General features: G+C 56.8%; 19 protein-coding genes. 13 read left to right on the forward strand and 6 right to left on the reverse strand.

Annotated elements, in window-relative coordinates; genetic code table 11:
* Positions 1-112 precede the first annotated feature (112 nt).
* The 4 genes from QP904_RS06765 to QP904_RS06780 form a co-directional block, all read right to left on the reverse strand.
* Positions 113-2,320: a YhgE/Pip domain-containing protein gene (locus QP904_RS06765; RefSeq protein ID WP_284835778.1), complete on the reverse strand. Its 2,208-nt coding sequence runs from the start codon at positions 2,318-2,320 to the stop codon at positions 113-115.
* A 3-nt stretch (positions 2,321-2,323) separates the two neighbouring features.
* Positions 2,324-4,975: a YhgE/Pip domain-containing protein gene (locus QP904_RS06770; RefSeq protein WP_239270271.1), complete on the reverse strand. Its 2,652-nt coding sequence runs from the start codon at positions 4,973-4,975 to the stop codon at positions 2,324-2,326.
* Between the two features lie 216 nt (positions 4,976-5,191).
* Entirely contained in the window at positions 5,192-5,485 is a 294-nt protein-coding gene (locus QP904_RS06775; RefSeq protein ID WP_023021683.1) for a hypothetical protein, read from the reverse strand.
* 191 nt (positions 5,486-5,676) lie between these two features.
* Positions 5,677-6,360, reverse strand: coding sequence for an IclR family transcriptional regulator (locus QP904_RS06780; protein WP_034656457.1), 684 nt, complete (start codon positions 6,358-6,360; stop codon positions 5,677-5,679).
* A gap of 52 nt (positions 6,361-6,412) precedes the next feature.
* On the opposite strand from QP904_RS06780, the gene leuC reads away from it, so the two are divergent.
* The 3 genes from leuC (at position 6,413) to QP904_RS06795 (ending at position 9,526) form a co-directional block, all read left to right on the forward strand.
* Positions 6,413-7,834, forward strand: a complete 1,422-nt coding sequence (gene leuC / locus QP904_RS06785; RefSeq protein ID WP_023021681.1) for a 3-isopropylmalate dehydratase large subunit — start codon at positions 6,413-6,415, stop codon at positions 7,832-7,834.
* Positions 7,835-7,855: 21 nt separating this feature from the next.
* On the forward strand, positions 7,856-8,446 hold the full coding sequence (gene leuD, locus QP904_RS06790; protein WP_023021680.1) for a 3-isopropylmalate dehydratase small subunit: 591 nt from the start codon (positions 7,856-7,858) through the stop codon (positions 8,444-8,446).
* A gap of 201 nt (positions 8,447-8,647) precedes the next feature.
* The gene (locus QP904_RS06795; protein ID WP_284835779.1) at positions 8,648-9,526 is read left to right on the forward strand and encodes a hypothetical protein; all 879 of its coding nucleotides are present in this window, start codon (positions 8,648-8,650) and stop codon (positions 9,524-9,526) included.
* Between the two features lie 104 nt (positions 9,527-9,630).
* Here the strand turns inward: QP904_RS06795 and QP904_RS06800 are convergent, their stop codons facing one another.
* A complete protein-coding gene (locus tag QP904_RS06800) occupies positions 9,631-10,629 on the reverse strand; it encodes an NUDIX hydrolase (RefSeq protein ID WP_284835780.1) in 999 nt (332 codons plus the stop codon).
* A gap of 162 nt (positions 10,630-10,791) precedes the next feature.
* Between QP904_RS06800 and QP904_RS06805 the strand changes: the two genes are divergently transcribed.
* Together QP904_RS06805 and QP904_RS06810 are read left to right on the forward strand one after the other, a co-directional pair.
* Positions 10,792-11,790, forward strand: a complete 999-nt coding sequence (locus QP904_RS06805) for an NAD(P)H-dependent glycerol-3-phosphate dehydrogenase (protein ID WP_284835781.1) — start codon at positions 10,792-10,794, stop codon at positions 11,788-11,790.
* A 22-nt stretch (positions 11,791-11,812) separates the two neighbouring features.
* A complete protein-coding gene (locus tag QP904_RS06810) occupies positions 11,813-12,874 on the forward strand; it encodes a D-alanine--D-alanine ligase family protein (RefSeq protein ID WP_023021676.1) in 1,062 nt (353 codons plus the stop codon).
* A 14-nt stretch (positions 12,875-12,888) separates the two neighbouring features.
* Here the strand turns inward: QP904_RS06810 and QP904_RS06815 are convergent, their stop codons facing one another.
* Positions 12,889-13,788: a DUF3515 domain-containing protein gene (locus tag QP904_RS06815; RefSeq protein WP_023021675.1), complete on the reverse strand. Its 900-nt coding sequence runs from the start codon at positions 13,786-13,788 to the stop codon at positions 12,889-12,891.
* On the opposite strand from QP904_RS06815, the gene QP904_RS06820 reads away from it, so the two are divergent.
* Genes QP904_RS06820 through QP904_RS06855 form a run of 8 tightly spaced genes read left to right on the forward strand, consistent with a single transcriptional unit; the run spans position 13,736 to position 20,960 of the window.
* Complete coding sequence (locus QP904_RS06820) at positions 13,736-14,773, forward strand: thiamine-phosphate kinase (RefSeq protein WP_086588490.1); 1,038 nt, start codon at positions 13,736-13,738, stop codon at positions 14,771-14,773. The genes QP904_RS06815 and QP904_RS06820 overlap by 53 nt on opposite strands.
* Positions 14,774-14,775: 2 nt before the next feature.
* A complete protein-coding gene (locus QP904_RS06825; RefSeq protein ID WP_023021673.1) occupies positions 14,776-15,414 on the forward strand; it encodes a uracil-DNA glycosylase in 639 nt (212 codons plus the stop codon).
* A 10-nt stretch (positions 15,415-15,424) separates the two neighbouring features.
* A complete protein-coding gene (locus QP904_RS06830) occupies positions 15,425-16,768 on the forward strand; it encodes a DAK2 domain-containing protein (protein ID WP_284835782.1) in 1,344 nt (447 codons plus the stop codon).
* A 2-nt stretch (positions 16,769-16,770) separates the two neighbouring features.
* Positions 16,771-18,903: an ATP-dependent DNA helicase RecG gene (locus QP904_RS06835; RefSeq protein WP_284835783.1), complete on the forward strand. Its 2,133-nt coding sequence runs from the start codon at positions 16,771-16,773 to the stop codon at positions 18,901-18,903.
* A gap of 19 nt (positions 18,904-18,922) precedes the next feature.
* Positions 18,923-19,135 (forward strand): hypothetical protein, encoded by a 213-nt coding sequence (locus tag QP904_RS06840; RefSeq protein ID WP_023021670.1) that lies wholly within the window; start codon positions 18,923-18,925, stop codon positions 19,133-19,135.
* Positions 19,136-19,717 carry a 16S rRNA (guanine(966)-N(2))-methyltransferase RsmD gene (gene rsmD, locus QP904_RS06845; protein ID WP_023021669.1) on the forward strand — a complete coding sequence of 194 codons (582 nt, stop codon included), beginning with the start codon at positions 19,136-19,138 and terminating at the stop codon, positions 19,715-19,717.
* Between the two features lie 29 nt (positions 19,718-19,746).
* On the forward strand, positions 19,747-20,220 hold the full coding sequence (gene coaD, locus QP904_RS06850; RefSeq protein WP_023021668.1) for a pantetheine-phosphate adenylyltransferase: 474 nt from the start codon (positions 19,747-19,749) through the stop codon (positions 20,218-20,220).
* The gene (locus QP904_RS06855; protein ID WP_284835784.1) at positions 20,217-20,960 is read left to right on the forward strand and encodes a sulfite exporter TauE/SafE family protein; all 744 of its coding nucleotides are present in this window, start codon (positions 20,217-20,219) and stop codon (positions 20,958-20,960) included. Before coaD ends, QP904_RS06855 begins: the two co-directional genes overlap by 4 nt.
* Positions 20,961-21,034 lie beyond the last annotated feature (74 nt).

Below are 21,034 nucleotides of genomic sequence, written 5' to 3' on the forward strand. Positions count from 1 at the left end.
TGAGTTCTGAGTGGTCAGCTGCGCCCTGCGCTAGACCGCAGCAAGAAAAAAGCCCAACGGGCCGTGAAACGGCTCGCTGGGCTGTGTAGAGGAGGGCGTCGCCAAGCGCTGGCTATGCCATCACCTTTGTCTTCTTAATCGCCTTTTGTAGGCGCTTATGATAGGCGTCCATGGCGCGGCGGATAAGGAGTCCGACGACCAATGCCGGGATGGTAAACAACAGCAGCATGCCCAGCTCACGCCAAATATCGCCTTGGTAGATGCCCGCGATGGCGCTGCGGAAGGCATCGATAGCATAAGTAGCTGGCAACCAAGGGCTCACGTTCTGGAACCATTCAGGCAGCAATGGCAACGGGTAGGCGCCGCCGGAACCAGACACTTGTATCACAAGCAGCAATACCGCCAAGGCCTTGCCGGCACTATCGAGTGTGATGACCAGTGAGTAAATGATCAACATGAATACCAGCGAAACTACCCATGCTGCGAACATGAGCATGAATGGATGTGCAGGCTCGATTTGGACGAAGAAAATGAGGCTAAGCACCACCAAGGTGGCTTGAGCCAGACCGACCAACGCAAGCGTGGCAAAGCGACCGAAGAATGCCTGGCCACGGGTGAAATCGCTTTCGTCGTACTTTCCGTTCTCGTCTTTTCGCAAGTACTTGCGCTCGGCGTTGGTATGGACCAGCACGCACGCCAAGAGGGCACCTACCCACAGCGACAAGGTGAGGTAGAACGGTGTCATGCCTACGCCGAAGGCGGCCACAGGATAGACCGGTTCACGGTCCACAGCCACAGGAGCAGCAATGCGGGAGGCGAGCAGCTCTGGGTCAGAGCCAACGATATCGGCCAGTTTGCTTAGGTCGCCGCCATGGCGAACCTCGTCGATCTTGCGTCCCATGTCCGCGAAACGGCCGCTTTGCTCCCGCAGGGTGTCAGCGAGGCCAGCAGTAGTATCGCGGGCGCGGGCCAGGCTTTGTTGTGGTGACTCGTTATTGCGAGAAACCGAGTCGCGAATACCAGCTATGTCCTGCTTAACAGCATCAATATCGCCGGCCACCACAGAGACGCTTTGGTTGAGCTGATCCAGCTGGGGCTTGAGGTTCTCGTTATAGGAAGTGCGCGCCTTCTCTGCGGCGTGCTTCGCATTGACGATGGCATCCTTGGTGCGCTGGCGCGAGTCTTGCGAGGTACCACGGCCCTGCTCAATATCATCGGCGGTCGAAACCAACGAATCATGTAGCGCGTTGCTCTGGGCGATAGAAGCATCAATCTGGCCCATCAACGCCTTATAGCCGCCAGCGACTGGAGCCGGCAGCGCCGCTTTATCGGCTTGCTCCTTGATGGAAGCGCGTACGCCCTCAAAGGCGCTCGTTTGCTCATCTACACGCTCAGCTGCGGTGCGGTAGGTCTGCGCCGTTTGTGCGGTGGCGTTACTTGCGTTATTGAGCAACTCATCCACCTGGGCAGAAAGCGCATCGTAGCTTTGCGTAGTAGCCGCTAAGGAAGCGTCTAATGAACCTGCAGAGTCATTGAGGGTGGAGCGCAGAATGTCGATGGGGTTTTCGCCTTGGGCATTGTCCGTCTCCGTGGCCTGGCGGCCGGCCTCGGCGAGGATATTATCCGCTGCCTGCGTAAGCGGCAGGGTGGAATCGACAAGATTGCTTAGTGCACCTACGGTTCCTGAAGCCGCATCGAGGCGAGTGCTGACATTATTGATGCGGTTGTGAAGGTTATTGAGTGCCGTCTGGGTGTCGTCTTCGTTGAGGTATTTATCTAAATCGGATACGACGCCGAGGCCAACATTGGACACCACGCGGGTGAAGGACTCGTCGATTTTTTGAATGACGCCGTCCGCACTCTTTTGCGTGATGGTGGTAGACAGCGCGTTCTTCTTCTCATTGGTATAGAGATTGAGCTTGCTGGGCTCGGTTCCTTCTACATAAAAGGTAAGCAGATCCGCGCTGAAATCCTTTGGCAGGACGATGCCGGCATAGTATTCACCGGATTTTGTTCCCTCGACCGCATCGGCGCTGTCGGTAATGACCCAATCAATATCGTGATTGCGGCTGAGCTGCGAGAGTACTTCATCGCCCAAATTAAGCTTCAATGAGGCTAGGTCGCTTTCGTGTCCCTCATCTTCGCTGGCAACAGCAATCTTGAGCTGGTTGGTATTGGAAAAAGGATCCCAGCTGGCGAGCACGTTGAAGGAGGTAAAAAGCAATGGAATGATAGCAAGACCGAAGATAATGACTGCCGTCATGACATTGGTGCGAATGGCGTGGAGGTCATCGCGGAGAATGGTCAGAACGTTTTTCATGACTTACTCGCCGCCCTTTCCGGAGTCATCGCCTTCAACGGCGGGTATTTCTTTGGTCTCGGTGGTATCAGCAGGTGCGGATTCCTCGTCCAAATCTTCCAGGAGGTAGCGGTTTGGATGTTCCTGCTGGTGCTCGAGGTGCTCCTGGATTTCCTCGTCGCTAAGATCCGCCAGGCGGTTATCATGTGCGATGCTCTGCTTGACGTACTCGAGGGAACAGATAACACCCACCGCGATGAGCGTAACCAGGCAGGCCAGGCCGAAGATGATGGCCTTTTCTCCAGGGTTAATGCGTGAGTAGATACCCAAAGCGACAACCAGCGCCAGGCCCACCGCCACGGTGATTTTCATCAACTGAGAGTAGTTCCTGCGCGCCATGCCCCACTTATTCTCAAGGCTTTGTTGATAAGCCTCGCGGTCGTTCAAGGCATAGAGGAGATCGGTGAAACGGTAGCGGCTTCCTACAAGGTGGACCTGTTCATTGATAACCAATCCACCCTTGCGCAGTTCGTCGTTGACCAACATATTGACGTTGGACAAGCCACGGCGCATCACCGAACCGATGAGGTAAGCAATCGCCGCCATGCCGATGAGGGCGCAGAGATCACGCGCGTAATGGTTACCGTAGAAACCTCCGACGGTTTCTCGCATGGCGTCAATGCCGTAGGTAAAGGGGAGGAACGGGTGTACCGCACGGAAGAAATCTGGCGTCATCTCAATCGGGTAGAGGCCGGAAGCGCCAGGAATCTGGATGAAGGCAAAGACCACCGCGATGCCTCGGCCCACGTGGCCAAACGTAGACACCAAGCTATAGGTAATGCTCAGATAGCACAGGCCGACGATGACTGCGGTACCGACATAAGCCACTGCATTGGCATGCTCCACTCCAATGGCAAGGTTGCCGATGGACACGATGAGCGCCTGGGCGATGGCAAAGAAGGAGAGTAGAAGGAAGCGGGCAAAGTACGCCTTGGTGATGGTGAGGTTCTTGCGGCCCTGCGGGTCTACCTCAGCGCGGAAGATGATGAGCAGCATGAAAGCGCCGATCCACAACGTGAGGTTGATAAATAGGGAGGACATGCCCGAGCCATAGTGCTTCACCGGGAAGACGGCGTGGCTTTCCATCTCCGCAGGGGAGGCAAGGAAGGAGGAAACCTCGTCGGTATTGAGGCCCTTGACTGACTGCAGGATGGAATTGTTATTGGCGGTATTACTCAACGCCAGCACATCGCTGCGGGAGGCCCGGAGTCCCTGTTCAATGCCATCGAGGTCTACAGAAAAGCGCTCGACCACCTGTTGGGCTTGGTTGAGCTGCTTGTCGACGCCGCCTAAGAGCCCATCGGTCTGGCCCACCAGTGCCTTTTGGCTTTCGAGCGAGGCGGAAAGTTTTCCGGTGGTAGCTGTGACGTCGGAAAGCGCGGCATTGAGCTTGGGCAAGCCTTCGGCCACATTATCGCGCAGCGCGTGGGAGTCATCGCGCGTTTGGGCAGCCATCTTATCCAGCAAGCTCGTTGTCTTATTGAGCGAATCGATGGTGTCGTTGGTATCGCCGTTGAGAGAGTCCAGGTCACCGAGGACTGCGCGGTTCTGATTATTGCGTTCACGCAAATCTCCCACCTGATCTTTAATCTGCTGGGAAACCTGCGGGGGCAGGGCTGGAGATGAGGCGAGCTTATCGAGCTGGTCAATAGCCCGATCCGCTTCACCAACGATGCCTGCTGCGCCAGCAGAAGCGGCATCGACGCGAGTGAGGGCACCGCGTAGCTTGCCAGATACCGAGCCCACGGTAGCGTTGGCAGAAGCAGTGCCGTCTGCCAACGCGGTCGTTCCTTCCACATAAGCGGCCGTGGCGTCATCGGAGAAAGAAGTGACCTCGCGCTGGACCTCAGCGGTAATGGAATTAACTTCGTTCAACGCGGTCTGCGCGTCATCGACGGTCTGTTGGACCGTACCGAGCGATTCGCGGGCTTGCGCGATAGTCGGGCGTGCGTCATCGATGGTGGCGTGAACGTCGGCCAACTGGCTGCGCGAGTTGGCTACAGTGTCTGCGGTTTCCGAAAAAGAATCCGCGGTATCGCCCGCGGAACGGTTAATCTTCTGGCTTAAATCACCACCGGAATTTTTAAGCTCCGTCGCCACTGAATCTGCCACCTGCTCATTGAAAGTAGTGCTAATAGTGGTATCCAGAGTCGAAGCGCCGGTATCAGTAATCTTCGGCGCGATTGCATTGAGCTTTTCGTTAACGTGGTATTCGAGCGTGGGCTGAGAATACGTACCTTTAAACAGGCTGACGAAATCGGCCGAGAAGTCCTCGGGCACTATTACCGAGGCGAAGACGTCGCCCTTCTTAACGGCGTCCTCGGCTTCTTGCCTGTCCATGAATTGCCAGCCAAGCCTGTCGTTATCATGCAGCTTGTCAATCATTTGTCCGCCGACGTCTAAGTGGCCGGTCATCTCCGAGGTGGCGCCCTTGTCCTCATTTACAACGGCGACCTTGAGGTGTTCTGTGTTTCCGTAGGGATCCCAGAAACCGGAGATGTTTACCCAGGAATACAGGGCTGGGGTGATCATCAAACCAATAAGGATCACCCAAACCTGCGGGGTCCGCCACAAGCGGACAAAATCTTGGAGAAAAATCTTCCAACTAGTAATCACTCGAAGAACCGTAGCACCCAACCGGAAAGAACTAATAGTCTGACTGTCAGTTTTAACAGAAATGAGAGAGTGTGTCCTGTCGAGCTCGCAGATATGTTTCTGGTGTGAATTTCGGGGCGCTCTTTAGCGGAATGGTAGACATAGAAATGGCCGCCGAGACCCACAAGGTGAAGGGCCGAGGCGGCGCATAATGAGGGGCTAAGCCCCGAGCTGCAACTAGTGCTCGTCGTAGTGATCGCCGTGTGCGGCGTGGCGGTGGCCGTCGTGCAGATAGTCCACATGGTCGCCGTGCGGGATAGCTACGTGGCCGCAGCCTTCACCATGAGTGTGGTCGGTGTGAGCCTCGGCTTCTACGTGCTCGGTGGTCTCGCACTCGTCCCAGTGGCCATCGTGCTCACGGTGGATATGACCTTCGTGGAGGTAGTCGGTGTGGTCGCCGTGTGGGAAGGATACGTGGCCGCAATCGGTGCCGTGGGTGTGGGTGTGGTTCTCGTGGGTGGTGTGGGTCATGATGACTGGTCCTTTCTGGCGGGGATTAGTCCCCGTTGTTTTCAACGTATTTTCATTAAATCGTATTTTCAGTTTGGTTTCAATAGCTGGCGGCGAGTTTCCTCAAATTTTTTTTAAATGAGTAGAAAAAGGCAATGCCCGTCTCTGCAAGGATTGGGCAGAGACGGGCATGGTGGGGGGCGAGGGGAAGCTTAAAGCTGGCTGCTCAATTCGCGAGCGGCTGCCGTGAGGGTATCCGCGTACTTTTGGGCGGGTGATGGCTGGAAGCGCTCGACAGATCCGGAAATGGACAAGACTGCCAGGAAAGTTCCGGCTTCGTCGAAAACCGGTGCAGAAATAGAGGCTAGCCCGGCTTCGCGTTCTTCAATGGACTCCGAATACCCTTGGCTCCTTGCCGCTTCGATGTCCTGGAGAGTAAACGAGGCGTCTTCGATATTGACCTCTACATAGGCGGCAATGATGCGTGCTGCGGATCCGGAGCTAAGTGGTAGCTGGCGTCCGACGGGGACGACATTATGAAGGCCAGACTCGGGTTCCCTAGTGGCAATACAGGTGCGGGTATTTCCAGTGACCTCGTAAAGCTGGATGGACTCGCCGGTGTCTTCGCGCAGCTTCTCCATAATTGGACCCGCCACTTCCAGTAGGTGGTCACGGTTGCCAGGGAGGGCTGGACCGGCCTTCCACTTTCCTTCGGGGGTGCGAACGAGGATGCGGTGCGCTTCCAGTGCGGTGGCTAGCCGGTGTGCCGTCGCCCGAGGTAGGCCCGTGGTTTCACATAGTTCGTTGAGGGTGGAGGGGTGGTTGGCGGCGGCCATCATGATGGCCATTGCTCGATCCAACACTTTAATTCCGGAAACTGCGCTATACTCTCCCATACAATGAAATCTACGTCCCAAATTATGAGATTTCAAGTGTGGAGAGATGTTTATGAACCAGAAGCTGACATTGGCGGAAAAAGTGTGGCGCGATCACGTCGTCCAACCCGGTGATGCTGGGGCACCAGACCTCATCTTTATTGACTTTCAGCTACTACATGAAGTTACCAGTCCACAGGCCTTTGATGGTCTGCGGCTGGCTGGGCGCACACTGCGCCACCCTGAACTGCACTTGGCAACCGAGGACCATAACGTTCCCACGCAAGGCATTAAGTCTGGCAACCTCTTGGAAATCAAGGATGAGGTTTCTCGCACCCAGGTATCGACCCTGCGTAAGAACTGCGAGGAATTTGGTGTGCGCTTGCATTCCATGGGAGATGCACAGCAAGGCATTGTCCATACAGTTGGCCCACAATTGGGTATCACCCAGCCAGGTATGACCATTGTCTGCGGCGACTCGCATACCTCCACCCATGGTGCCTTTGGCTCAATCGCAATGGGCATCGGCACCTCTGAGGTGGAGCACGTCATGGCCACGCAGACGCTTTCCTTGAAGCCTTTTAAAACGATGGCGATTGAGGTGACGGGCGAATTACAAGAGGGAGTCTCCGCCAAAGATCTCATCCTGGCCATAATCGCCAAAATCGGTACCGGCGGCGGACAAGGTCACATCATTGAGTACCGTGGTGAGGCGATCCGCAGGATGTCCATGGAAGAGCGCATGACTATCTGCAATATGTCTATTGAGGCAGGAGCCCGCGCCGGCATGGTCGCCCCAGATGAGACCACCTTTGAATATGTGAAGGGACGCGAGTTTGCTCCCAGCGGGGCGGACTGGGACGCTGCGGTTGACTATTGGAAGACGCTTCCCACCGACGAGGGGGCGGAATTCGATACCGTCGTTGAGATTGATGGTTCTGCCTTGACCCCGTTTGTTACGTGGGGAACCAATCCTGGACAAGGTCTGCCATTAGGGGAGAGTGTTCCAGATCCAGAAGACTGCGGTGACGACAATGAAAAGGCCACTGTAGAAAAGGCCCTCCAATATATGGACCTGCAGCCGGGGACTCCGCTGCGCGATATCAAAATAGATACCGTATTCGTCGGCTCATGCACCAACGCTCGCATTGAAGATTTGCGCGCCGCTGCCGGTGTGGTCAAGGGCCGCACCATCGCCGAAGATACGCGGATGCTGGTAGTGCCGTCTTCAGCAGCTGTCAAGGCCCAAGCAGAGGAAGAAGGCTTAGATGAGATCTTCCGCCAGTTTGGAGCCGAATGGCGTACCGCTGGTTGCTCGATGTGCCTAGGAATGAATCCAGACCAACTAGCGGCGGGAGAGCGCTCAGCTTCAACCTCTAACCGCAACTTCGAAGGCCGACAAGGCCCAGGTGGGCGCACACACCTAGTCTCGCCCCAGGTGGCTGCCGCTACAGCCGTGACCGGATACCTGTCTAGTCCTGCTGACCTGAATTAAGCGCTTAGAAAGGCATTGATAATGGAGAAATTTATAACCCATACCGGAACTGGCGTACCGCTGCGCGTTACTAACGTGGATACTGATCAAATCATTCCGGCGCGCTACCTGAAGTCGGTTAAGCGTACAGGCTTTTCTGAAGGGCTGTTTTCTAATTGGCGCCCTGAAGAAAGCTTCGTGCTTAACCAAGAGCAATTTAAAAATGGGTCGGTGCTTTTTGCAGGAAGAGACTTTGGCACCGGTTCCTCCCGGGAACATGCAGTATGGGCGTTGAGTGAATACGGGTTCCGTGCCGTGTTTTCTTCCCGCTTTGCAGATATCTTCCGCGGTAACGCAGGAAAGTCCGGCCTTCTTACCGGTTTGATGGAACAAGAGGACATTGAGCTTATCTGGAAGCAGCTGGAGTCAGGAGAAACCCAGGTCACCGTTGACTTGGAGGCGCGAACGGTCACGGTGGGAGAAAATACCTACCGCTTTGATATCGATGACTACACCCGTTGGCGGTTGATGGAGGGACTCGATGACATTGGTATCACCCTCCGTAACGAGGACGATATTGCTGACTATGAAAAGCGACGCCCCGGCTTTAAGCCCTCTGTTATCGCCCCATAAATGGGAGCGCGGTTGGGGATGAACTTGCGCCAACACCCCTACAGTCCTTTTTAAAGAAGGGGCGGTGGGGGTGCCGTGCGTTTGGGTATGAGTCTTGAGTACAAACCTTGGGGGAGCCGTGGGGGTACAGATTGGTAACGTAAGGGTAACAATCGCCAGCTCCAGTTTCCTGTAACAGGGTATGCCCCTAGCTTTAGAACTATGAGCAATCCCTATTCGAATAATGATTCCTTTAATTCAGGAAACAATGGTCCAGGTACTCCCGGACCTGCCAGTGAATCTGCGCCGTACGGAAACGGCGCGAACGGCCAACCAGGCTACGGGCAGCAGTACGGTCAGCAACAGTTCGGGCAACCCGGATACGCCGGAAGCACCGACCACGGAGAAGATTCCCTTTTTGGTCGTGACGTAGACGCCATTCAGGTACTCGCGGATAGCTTCCGCTACTTCGGCCGCGGTTGGGCGCAGTGGATTTTCGGTCCACTGGTGCAGATCGTAATTGTCTCCATTCTCTATTTGCTGTTGACCCTCGTCCTAGCAGGCAGCGGTACATCCATTGATGCCCTAGCCAATAGTGGCTCGGGTTCCGATGCCGCACTTACTGGTGGGTTAATTGCGGTAATGTTCTTAGCTATTATCGCCATGTTCCTAGTGTTTATTTGGTCCATTAGCACCTGGTACAAGGCTGCTAATAAACAGGTTGATACCGGGATGCTGGAGATAAAGGACTTTCTGAGCTTTAAAAATGTCGCCAGTCTCATGGCGGTGAATGTGCTTTCGTGGCTGGTTATTTCCCTGGGCTTCGTTCTCCTGATTATTCCGGGACTCTTCGCCGCCTTCTTCTTTACTTGGATGCCGGCTGTTAAGGCCGTACGTCCTGAGCTATCCGTTGGCGAGACCTTTGGGGCTTCCATCGAGGTAGCGAAGAAGAATGTCGGAGTGACCATCTTGGTAGTCGTCCTGAGTGCCGTCCTGTACGCAGTGTTGAGCTTTACCCTAGTCGGCATGTTTGTGTACCCAGCACTGAACACCCTCATTTTGGTCCTCTTCGTCCGTCGCACGCTCGGCTTGCGCGGTTAGAAAACCCCGCAGCCGCACGATAGTTGCGCAAATAAGGCCCTGCTCGTCCACCGCATGAGATGGAAGGCAGGGCCTTAATTGTTGGTCGGCGAGGAACCAGGAAACTAGCGCACCGGCAGTGGGCTAGCCAGGTAATCGGCACCGGTGAGCTCGCCATTGTTGAAAGACAAGACCCACACAGAAGCCTTCTTAAACTTCAGCTTGTCCACCGGCTTTTTCAGGAACTTTGGGGCGAGGTCTTCAATGATGCCAGGAATGGTGGCGCCTTGGCTGACGATGACGGGCACCCCGCCTTCGTTGACCACGCGGTGGAAGGCTTTCTTGGCCGCTTCTGGGTCGTTCTCCCAGGCCTCGTCACCAAAGTTTTTGTTGATGGAAATGTCCTTGCCTAGTTCGTCGGCAAGCGGGGCAGCCGTCTGCTGGCAGCGCTGGGGCAAGGCCGAGTAAATCGCGGTGGGGTGGAAGGCACTCAGCATCGGCACCAGCATCTCTGCTTGGCGACGCCCCTTCTTATCGAGCGGCCGCAGGTTATCATCGCCTTCCCAGCTCACCCTGTCATGCGCGCGTGCGTGGCGCACATAAAGCACGCGGGTAGCGGGCGCGATGCGTAGGCGCTTAGCCGCCTTGGCCACTACCGCGGTATCAACGTCGTAGGACAAAAGGTCTTGCGCCTCGTCGATGGGCAGCCACCGTAGCTCATCGGTTTCACTATTGGCGGAATAGGTTCCGCCCAGGTACTTGGCCACCCAGTAGTAGACCACCTTAGTGCGGCCCTGGACTGGGTACGTTACCTTGCCGATGAGCTTGCCTAGCCGGACGCTGAATCCGGTCTCTTCCAGGATTTCCCTGGCTGCGGTGGTAGGAAGAGACTCGCCGGGATCCACCTTGCCCTTGGGCAGGGACCAATCATCGTAATGGGGGCGGTGGATGAGCGCGATTTCTGGGTCCTGCGGGGACCCGCGCCAGATTACGGCGCCGGCGGCAAGGGTAGTGCGGTGGAATTCCTTGGCAGGGTCCACCGGGATTTCTTGATGGCGACCGGAGATAAATTCCTCGTGCTGTTGATCCTTGTCGGTTTCGTGCATCTTTTTAATATTGGGCATCGTCTGCCTCCACGGGGCCTTTCCACAGTAATTGGCTTCATTTAAACAACGTCTAAGCGCCCATTGTCCCACGGGTTAGGCGCGGTGTGCATCCCTGCCACACGGTCGGACAGACATGCTTTAAAGTTGAGGTTATTGCTTTGCACGTTTGGAGGAGACACCATGGTTAATGTTGCGGTGATGGGTGCTGGTTCTTGGGGAACTACCTTGGCTAAGGTCTTTGCGGATGCCGGAAATGATGTCCGCCTGTGGGCGCGCCGCGCGGAATTGGCGCAGGCCATCAACGAGACCCACACCAATCCGGACTATTTGCCTGATACCCGGCTGCCGGCCGCAGTGAGGGCCACCCACAATGATGCGGAAGCGCTGGCGCTTGCCGACGTCGTCGTGTTCGGCGTTCCCTCCCAAACCTTGCGCGGCAACGTGGAAAAGTGGGCCCCGCATCTGCCACAAAACGCGACCTTGGTCTCCATTTCCAAGGGTGTGGAGACCACCACGCTCAAGCGCATGAGCGAGGTCATCATGGATGCGGCGGGAGTGCCAGCAGACCGCGTGGCGGTACTTTCTGGCCCGAACCTGGCTAAAGAGATTGCCGCAGGCCAAGTAGCCGCCACAGTAATCGCCTGCCCAGATGAAGATCGCGCAAAGCGCGTCCAGGCGGCGGTGGCCGCGCCGTACTTGCGCCCGTATACCAACACCGATGTTATTGGTGCGGAAATCGGCGGCGCCTGCAAAAACGTCATCGCATTAGCCTGCGGTATAGCCTCTGGCAAGGGATTAGGCAATAACACCATGGCCACCATCATTACCCGCGGTTTGGCAGAAATTACCCGCCTCGGAGTGGAGTTGGGGGCGGATCCATTTACCTTCTCCGGCTTGGCTGGCTTGGGTGACTTGGTGGCAACATGTACCTCGACATTGTCGCGCAACCGTACTTTTGGCTATCGCCTGGGCCAAGGCGGCACCATTGAAGAGGCCAAGGCCGCCACCAACGGGCAGGTTGCGGAAGGCGTCTACTCCTGTGATTCTATCTACCGCCTAGCCCAGCAGGCAGACGTAGAGATGCCGATTACCCACGCGGTTTATGGTGTCTGCTACGAGGGCATGGCGGTGGAAGATATGATCATCGCTCTGATGGGTCGGTCCAAGAAGTCGGAGTAGGTCAAGGGTAAAATCTGCGGGCATGACTGAAAAGACCCGCGTGGCCGTTATCTATGGCGGCCGTAGCACCGAGCACTCCGTATCCTGCGTCTCTGCAGGTGCGATCATGAATCACCTCGATCCTGAAAAATTCGAGGTGGTGCCTATCGGCATCACCCGCGAGGGCACGTGGACGCCCGGCACCACTGAGGGACTAGAGATTGTCAATGGTGTCATGCCAGAAGTCAGGCGAGGGGCGGAACTAACGCTTTCCCTGGATCCTAATGCCAGGGGCCAGTTCCATAACGTCACCGATGGCACGCTCTTTGCTGAGGTTGATGTGGTATTTCCCATCCTGCACGGGCCCTTTGGTGAAGACGGCACCGTCCAAGGTCTCTTTGAGCTCTCCGGCCTGCCCTATGTCGGGCCGGGCGTATTGGCTTCCTCGGTGGGCATGGATAAGGAATTTACCAAAAAGGTGCTGGCAGCGGCAGGCCTGCCCGTAGCGCCCGAGGTCATTCTGAAGGGTCGTACCGAGCTCAGCGAGGAAGAAAAGCAGCATCTAGGGTTGCCCGTCTTTGTAAAGCCCGCCCGGGGCGGATCATCAATCGGCGTATCCAAAGTGAATAGCTGGGAAGAATTCCCCGCAGCCGTTGACCTTGCTCTAGAAGACGACGAGAAAATCCTGGTGGAGCCAGAAATCGTAGGCCAAGAGGTAGAAATCGGTGTTTTGCACTATGCCGACGGCACACTGTTGGCGTCTGTTCCAGCACTGCTGGCGGGCATTGATGATTCTGACGAGGGCTTTTATGGCTTTGACACAAAGTACCTCGATAATGTGGTTACCGCGGAAATCCCTGCGCCTTTCACGCCTGAGTTGACCGAGAAGCTGCGCGACATGGCTGTTCGCGCATTCGAGGCCCTAAATTGTGAGGGCCTATCCCGGGTGGATTTCTTCGTTACCGAAGATTCCGTGTACATCAATGAAATCAATACTCTGCCGGGCTTTACCCCGATTTCGATGTATCCCCAGGTGCTCGCCGCTTCGGGTGTGGAGTACCCCGCTTTGCTTGAGGCTCTCATTGAGCAGGCGCTAGCAAAGTAGGGACGGAGTACTTTCTACTTTTCAGCGGTGTGCTTGGCAAGCACACCGCCAATCTCCACCAGTGCCGCTTGCGCGGCATCCTGTGGGGCGTGCAGTGCTAGGTAGTTGTCGCGGCCCAGGGCGAACCACGTGCCGGCTGTGGTGCCATGGGCCAAGGTGGTGTCCTCGAACCACGGAATCTCGTTGACTTGCTGCAGCTTGACCCCAGCACGATAGTTTTCGGGCTTGGCCACACCGCAACGGGCCACGATGTCTTCGCGGCCATCGGCGCTCCACACAAAGGTATTCTTCTCCGCAACCTCGCGGCGGTGGTAGCCTTCGGCCACCGAATCAGGCAGGGCCTTTTCTATATCGGCGCACCTTTGGTCATCGCCCGCCTTGAGCTCCTTGAGCGGAGCCTTATGAGCGGGGGCAGGCTTTTCTTTGAGTGCTGAGAGGGCGTCGTTAAGCTCGCCCGGCTCGGCGTCGGTGGGGGCAGTAACGGCGACGATAGGGAAGCGCTGCGCCGCATACCAGGTGGTTAGGTTGGATCCCGGCGTGGCATCGCGCACCTTGTACCACTTTTCTCCCTCTAGGTCTTGGGTCTGGGCATACTCGGTGTACTGGAAAGGCATGTCCACGCCGCAGCGCACGGTGACCTTATCCTCAGAGTTAGCTGCCCACGCAGCGACACCGGAGGGCACAGGCTCGGCAATGTCTGCGCGCGGCTTATCCATGACCTTATCCGGCAGGGAGTCGATAAAGCTATGGCAGGCTTGTGAATCTGCTTCCTTGGATTCCACGGGGGAGACCGCCACGGGTGCTTTGGCGATGTTATTGAATACGTACTTTGCGCCGAAGAGGACCGCCAGAACCATCACTATGGACAACCCAAGTGAAATGAAGATCGCGGTGCGGTTAAATTGGGATGTCATAAGGGCTCATAGTATCGAAAGGACGCTGGTGAACTTAACTCAGACTCTCGCAGAGGTGGGAGAACGCAACGCCATTCGGGAAATTACCTCTGTGGCCTCGAGCAGGCTCAACGGAGATGACGCGGCGGTATTGCCTAGCGCACCACCGAATTCCCGCACCGTGGCAGCCACGGATTTGATGGTGGAGGGGCGTCATTTCCTGCGCGAGTGGTCTACCCCGCGCGAGATTGGTAAGAAAGCTATCTTGCGCAACTTCGCCGATGTTGAAGCCATGGGGGCGCGACCCGTTGCTGCCCTTTTAGCCATCGCCGCGCCAGGTGATACCCCAGTGTCCTTTGTGCGGGGCATCGCTGAGGGCATTGCGGAGCATAGCTCTTTCTATAATGCCGAGTTGGTGGGCGGTGACCTCACGAAGTCTGATCTTTTGGTCATCAACATTTCGGCCGTGGGTTTCCTCGGCGGCAGCCTTCCTGCCCTGACCTTGGACGGTGCGCGGGCAGGCCAGCACGTGGTAGCGCATGGCAAGATTGGCCACTCGGCCGCCGGCTTGGCCTTGTTAGAGCGCTTCGGCCGACAGCTCCCCGCTGGGTACGAGCACCTCCAGCCGCTTATTGACGCCCATTGCGCACCCTGGCTCAATCCCGGCCGCGGTGTCATTGCCCGCGCCGCTGGGGTTACCGCCATGACGGATAACTCCGACGGCTTGATCCAAGACTGCACCACGATGTCTGAACACTCTTGCGTGCATATGGATTTGGATCCGCAGGCTTTGCAGCCGGAAGATTTGCTGTGCCAGGCCGCAGACCTTGTGGACCGTGACCCGTGGGAATGGGTGCTAAGCGGCGGTGAAGACCACACATTAATAGGCACGACCGCGAAAGACACCCCCTCCGGATTCCGGAAAATTGGCACCGTAACTCGGGGCTGCGGGGTTACGGTGGGAGGAAAGACACCGAGCTATCAGAAAGGCTGGCGAAGCTTTTAAATATGCACCCCACCTATCACCCTTCATGGGAGCCGGTGCTGGCGCCGGTAATAGAAGAGCAATGGCCACGGATTTCTCACGCCCTTGAGGGCCAGGAATATCTGCCCCCAGCTGAGGATGTTTGTCGCGCGCTGCGCATGCCACTGGATGAGGTCCGTGTGCTCATCGTGGGCCAAGACCCGTATCCCACCCCAGGGCATGCCATGGGCATGGCCTTTTCTACTCGCCCCGGCGTGAAGCCCCCGCGTTCTTTGGTCAATATTTACCGTGAACTTCACGATGATGTGGGGATCAACGGCCGAGAGGACGGCGATTTGAGTGCTTGGGCTGACCAAGGCGTATTGCTACTTAACAGGGTGCTGACCGTAGCCCCAGGCCAAGCAGGCTCGCACCGTCGCATCGGATGGGAAGAAATCACCGAGGCTGCCATCCGCGCGCTCAACCGCAGCCCCATGGTGGCGATCCTCTGGGGCCGCGATGCGCAAGCGTGTGAGCGCTTTCTTCCCGACGTCCCGTGCATCAAGTCTCCACACCCCTCACCGCTTTCTGCCAGCCGTGGCTTTTTCGGTTCTAGGCCCTTTTCCCGGGCAAACGCCCTTTTGCGGGACCAAGGCGCGCAGGAAATAGACTGGCGCTTGTAAACTATTGCGCATGTCATATCCCAGCACGCTGGATTCCTGCGGTCTGCGCAATTGGGCTACCCGCGCCGTGGGGGAATTAACCCATCGCCGCGAGGAAATTAACGCCCTCAATGTGTTTCCCGTACCGGATTCGGATACTGGTTCAAATATGGCGCACACCATGGAAGCAGCGGTTGCGGAGCTCGACAAAGGTGGCGATGTAGCTGATTCCCTCGCGCGTGGGGCGGTGCGTGGGGCACGCGGAAATTCGGGCATGGTGTTGTCTCAGGTTCTGCGCGGCGTAGCGGAGTCCACGGTGGACTCAGTTATTGACGGCTCCGTTTTTGCCCGTTCTTTGCAGCAGGCCGTGGAGTTGGTGGACCTAGCCATCGCCGAGCCGGTGGAAGGCACGGTTATTACGGTTTTGCGTGCAGCAGCGGAAGCCGCCGACGACTCCGCGGCGCGTCCTGGCGCGACCTTGCACGGCATCGTCAGCGGCGCAATCTCGGCCGCTCGGACTGCCCTAGAGCGCACCCCATCGCAATTGCCAGCCCTGCAGGAGGCTGGAGTAGTGGATGCTGGCGGAGCCGGCCTCGTGATTCTCTTAGAGTCCCTTCTCGCGGAGATTGAGGGCTCTACTGGGCATGCAGGTCTACCCGCCCCAGAAGAAGTCACCGTGCTGGAAGTGGTCTTTTTCTATGAAGGAGATATCGACGCGCTGCAGGCGGCAATTGCACCGATGGGAGATAGCTTGGTCATCGCTCGCGCTACCGAGGACAGCGCTAATGTGCATATCCACTCTCCGCAGGCGGGCACCGTCATTGAAACCGCCTTTGCTAAAGGAAAGGTGACAAACTTGCACCTTGAGGTGCTGCCGGCTCCCACCGAACCCGCCGCCGAAGAATCAGTTGCTCGCCGAGTATACGCAGCCGCGCCGGACGGGCCTATTACCGATCTTTTGGAATCTGCGGGCGTTACCGTTGTGCCACCGGAGAAACCCATTGCGGCCGAAGATGAGGACATTGTTCTAGTTACGGGGCTGAGTTCGCAGACTGGTGCCGGGCGAGTAGTGCCTGCACAGTCGCTAGTTGCTGCCTTGGCCGCTATCTCTGTCAATGAACCTAATAACCCAGATACGGGTGCTGTGGTCGCTGCTATGCGCGATGCAGCCAATTCCATGCGCGTAGCTCATCCCAGCCAGGAAACCCTTGCGTCAATCAGCGCCACCTGTCGCGATCTCTTGGCAGAAGGCGGGGAGCAGGTCACCATCTTAAGTGCCCTTGACGTAGATGAGGAGGATTTGGGCCAACAGCTACATGTGGATGTGGTGGCGCTTAACGTTCCGGATATTGCAACCGAAATCGGAGTGGAGTAGCAATGCTCGGCTGGCAGGACAACCGACCGTTGACGGAGGTTCTTGGGGCGAAAGACGCCGCGAAGATTACCAAGGCGTTGGGGTATGAGACCTGCGGTGAGCTTTTGGCTCACTATCCGCGAGACTATATTCGCCACAACAAGGACGTTGGCCTAGGAGACGCTGCGGAGGGCGATATCGTCACCGTTACCGGGACTATTACCGGCTTCAACCGGCATGACAGGGGCAAGACCACCATCATCAATGTGCAGCTCGATGACAGCATTATGGCGACTTTTTTCAATGCCAATTACGTCATGCGCATGCTGCATCGCGGACAGCGCGTCATGATGAGCGGCAAGCTCAAATTCTTCCGCAACCAACCGCAGCTGCAACAGCCAGACTTTGTGGAAATCGATGCGTTCGGCCGTCCCGATGGTGAAGTGGATGGCTACCGCCAGCCGGCGGCCGAATCTGGAAAGAAGAATCGGCCCAAGGCCACCGGCTCATTGCGGAACCTCTCACAGTTTGGGAGGCTCGACCAGCTCCTTTTGGAACGAGAATGGATCCCGGTGTACCCAGCCACGTCCAAGGTGACCTCCTGGTACATCATGGGGGCTATTCACTACGTCCTATCAAAGACCCCGCCCATCGAAGAGCCACTGGATTATCAAATGATAATCAGCCTGGATAAAGCGGTGCGGGAAATTCACGAGCCTGGTAAGGCAGGGCCTTATCGTGCTATCCAAAGGCTTAAATATAACGAGGCTTTGTCAATTGGCTTGGTGATGGCATTGCGCCAGCGCGATGCGGAAGCTCGAACCGCTCCGACCATGCCGGCAACCTTAGGCGGCTTCCGCGAAGAACTGCTAAGCCATTTGCCTTTCGAGTTCACCCAAGGGCAGCGGCGTGTTATCAGTGAGATTGAAGATGACCTAGCCCGCCCATTGCCCATGATGCGTTTGCTGCAAGGCGAGGTCGGCTCGGGCAAAACCATGGTGGCTACCTGCGCTATGCTGCAGGCTGTTGACGCAGGAACTCAAGCGGCGTTGCTAGCGCCTACTGAGGTGCTGGCTTCCCAGCACGCTGCCTCCATCGGAACCGCAGTTCCTGAAGGCGTCACGGTGGTACTTCTCACCGGCTCGATGCGCACTGCGGATAAACGGCAGGCATTGCTGGATATCGTTTCCGGAGATGCGGACATCATTATTGGAACCCATGCCATCATCCAAGACACAGTGGAGTTCTTCAACCTTGGACTAGTGGTAGTAGATGAGCAGCACCGGTTCGGCGTAGAGCAGCGCGATAGCCTGAGACTGAAGGCTAACGAGGGACTAAGTCCCCACGTACTGGTGATGACGGCTACGCCGATTCCTCGCACCATCGCGATGACCGTCTTCGGCGACCTTGCCGTATCGACCCTTACTGAGCTGCCTGGTGGCCGCAAACCTATTCAGTCAGCGGTGGTAGCTGAGTGGCGCCCTACCTGGGTATTGCGCGCCCTCGAGCGGATTCGCGAGGAAGTGGCCCACGGCCACCAAGCCTATATCGTCTGCCCGCGCATTGAGGGAAAAGGCGGAGTGCTAGAGCTTGCGGAGCAGCTAGAAAACGGGCCGTTTAAGGGGCTGCGCATAGCAATCTTGCATGGAAAGATGCCTAATAAAGACGAGGTTATGACGTCATTTGCTAGGGGAGAAATCGATGTCTTGGTCTCTACCACGGTCATCGAGGTGGGTGTGGATGTTCCCAATGCCACGGTGATGCTCATCCGTGAGGCCGAGCATTTCGGCGTCTCCCAGTTGCACCAGCTGCGTGGGCGTGTGGGACGAGGCGGCAATGCCTCTATCTGTCTTCTGCACACTATGGCAGGCGATAACACTCCGTCCTTCCGCCGCATCAATCAGATTGCCCAAACCTCGTCCGGATTTGAGCTGGCCGAGCTCGACTTGCGTCAGCGCCAAGAGGGAGACATTTTGGGCACCATGCAGTCCGGAACACACCGTACGCTGCGGCTATTAAGTCTGGCGGATGACCAAGACATTGTGGAACGCACCCATACGGATGCCCGCGCAATGGTGATGCGCAATCCCGAGTTGGCCGAGGAACTCACACGCAACTTGAGTGAAAGCGAACAGGAATACTTGGAGAAGAACTAAGACAGGTTAACCTAGAAGCATGAACGTCCTTGCCCCCTTTGCAGGCATCTTCCGCTGCCAGGTGAATGGGGGAGGCACCGTTGGTATCGGCGTCGCGCCCGCGATCGTCGACGCCACGGAACTAGTTGCTTCCGTAGCGAGCCCAGGACTAAGCAAGGCATACCGCATTGTGGTCGCTGGCTTGAGGGACGTGGTAGCCGGAGACCTTTTGATGGAGATTGGAGAAAAATAAATGACGCGCATTATTGCCGGCGAGGCCCGCGGCCGCACCATTAAGGTGCCCACCGAAGGAACCCGGCCTACTGCAGACCGTGCCCGTGAAGGGCTTTTTTCATCCCTCGCGGCACGTTGGGGCTTTGCCGGTTCTTCGGTTCTTGACCTATTTGCTGGTTCCGGCGCACTAGGCCTTGAGGCAGCTAGCCGTGGAGCAGAAGAAATTGTACTAGTGGAATCTTCGGCGGATGCGGTGAAGATCATTCGGCATAACATGGGCGTCGTCAAGCACCCCGGCGTGCGCGTGCAAGAGATGAAGGTAGGCACCTACCTGGGAAGTGCCCCGCGGCGGCACTTCGATTTGGTGTTGGCGGACCCGCCCTATGCTTTTGATGAGGTAGATGAGCTCATCGCCGCTATTGAACCGGTGCTCTGCGATCACGCCATGGTAGTCATTGAGCGCCACGTTGATTCCGCGGCAACTGCGTGGCCTGCAGGTTTTGAGCCCACTGGTCAGAAACTGAAGAAGCGTACCTTTGGCATCGCGCGCATGGATATGGCGGTCTATACCCGCCCTGGCAGCGAGGAACCCGAAGACTAAACCCCTGAAGAAAAGGAAGTGACAAAAGCATGACTAAGGCCGTGTGCCCAGGATCATTCGACCCCGTGACCTTAGGTCACGTCGACATCATTAACCGCGCTAAGCAAATGTTTGATGAGGTCACCGTATTGGTAACCGGTAATCCTGACAAACCCTCCGGGCTCTTTAGCGTGGATGAGCGTATGGAACTAATTCGCCAGAGCGTGGATTCTTCCATCAAGGTGGACTACTGCTCTGGGCTTTTGGTGGACTACACCACTGAGCATGGGGTGGATGTTTTGGTGAAAGGGCTGCGCAGCTCCCTAGATTATGAATATGAGCTGCCTATGGCGCAGATGAATCGGCGCCTTTCCGGCATTGATACCGTCTTTCTGCTCACGGACGAAAAATACGGCTATATCAGTTCCTCACTGTGTAAGCAGGTGGCGAAGTTTGGCGGGGACGTGACCGGCATGTTTCCTGAAGCCGTAGGCCGTGCGGTAAAGGAGAAATACCGAAAGTGAGCCTAGCACTGGTCATTTTTCTCGTTGTGGTCGTAGGCTCGACCCTCCAGCGAGTATCTGGAATGGGCCTCGGTCTCATCGGCGGTCCTATTCTCATGCTGATTATGGGCCCGGTAGAAGGAATCTTGGTCATCAACGTTTTAGCCTGCATTAATGCGGTGCTGACCACTTGTTCCGTGCGCGAGAATGTCAGCTGGAAGAAATTTGGACTCATAGCCCCGGTCATGGTGATTGGTTCCTTGGCCGCGGCGCTGCTCATTAGGCGCATGGATACAGCAGGTCTTATGGTCGTTGTGGGCCTTGCGCTTTTGGCCGCGCTGACGGTAGTGACCTTTGGCAAGAAGTTTGTCCCGGCAATGGAAGGCAAAGGCCCAGCTATTTCCGCGGGCATCCTCGGCGGCTTTACCAATACCTTGGCCGGTGTGGCAGGCCCAGTTATTACCGTCTACGCGCAAGCGGCAAAGTGGCCTCAGCAAGTGTACGCAGCTACGCTGCAACCCATTTTTGTCGTAGGCGGATTCTTTTCTGTCATGACAAAGACGCTTACGGGGGCGGCACACTTTGATGGTTTGCCCTGGGTAATGTGGCCCGCCGGAGTTATGGGAATGTTCGTCGGGATTTGGGCCGGCACCCGCATCGCGCAGCGTGTGCCCCGGGAGAAAGCCCGCGTGCTCTCGCTTAGTGTTGCCGGACTGGGCGCAGCGAGCGCATTGGTTCGCGGCCTGGTGAGCCTCGGTTAAACACCTCCACCATGAACAAGGCCCGTCGCCTCTGCAGAGACAGAAGCTGACGGGCCTTTGCACAGTCAATCATG

The sequence above is a fragment of the Corynebacterium nasorum genome (assembly GCF_030229765.1).
GTDB classification, from domain to species: Bacteria; Actinomycetota; Actinomycetes; order Mycobacteriales; family Mycobacteriaceae; genus Corynebacterium; species Corynebacterium kefirresidentii.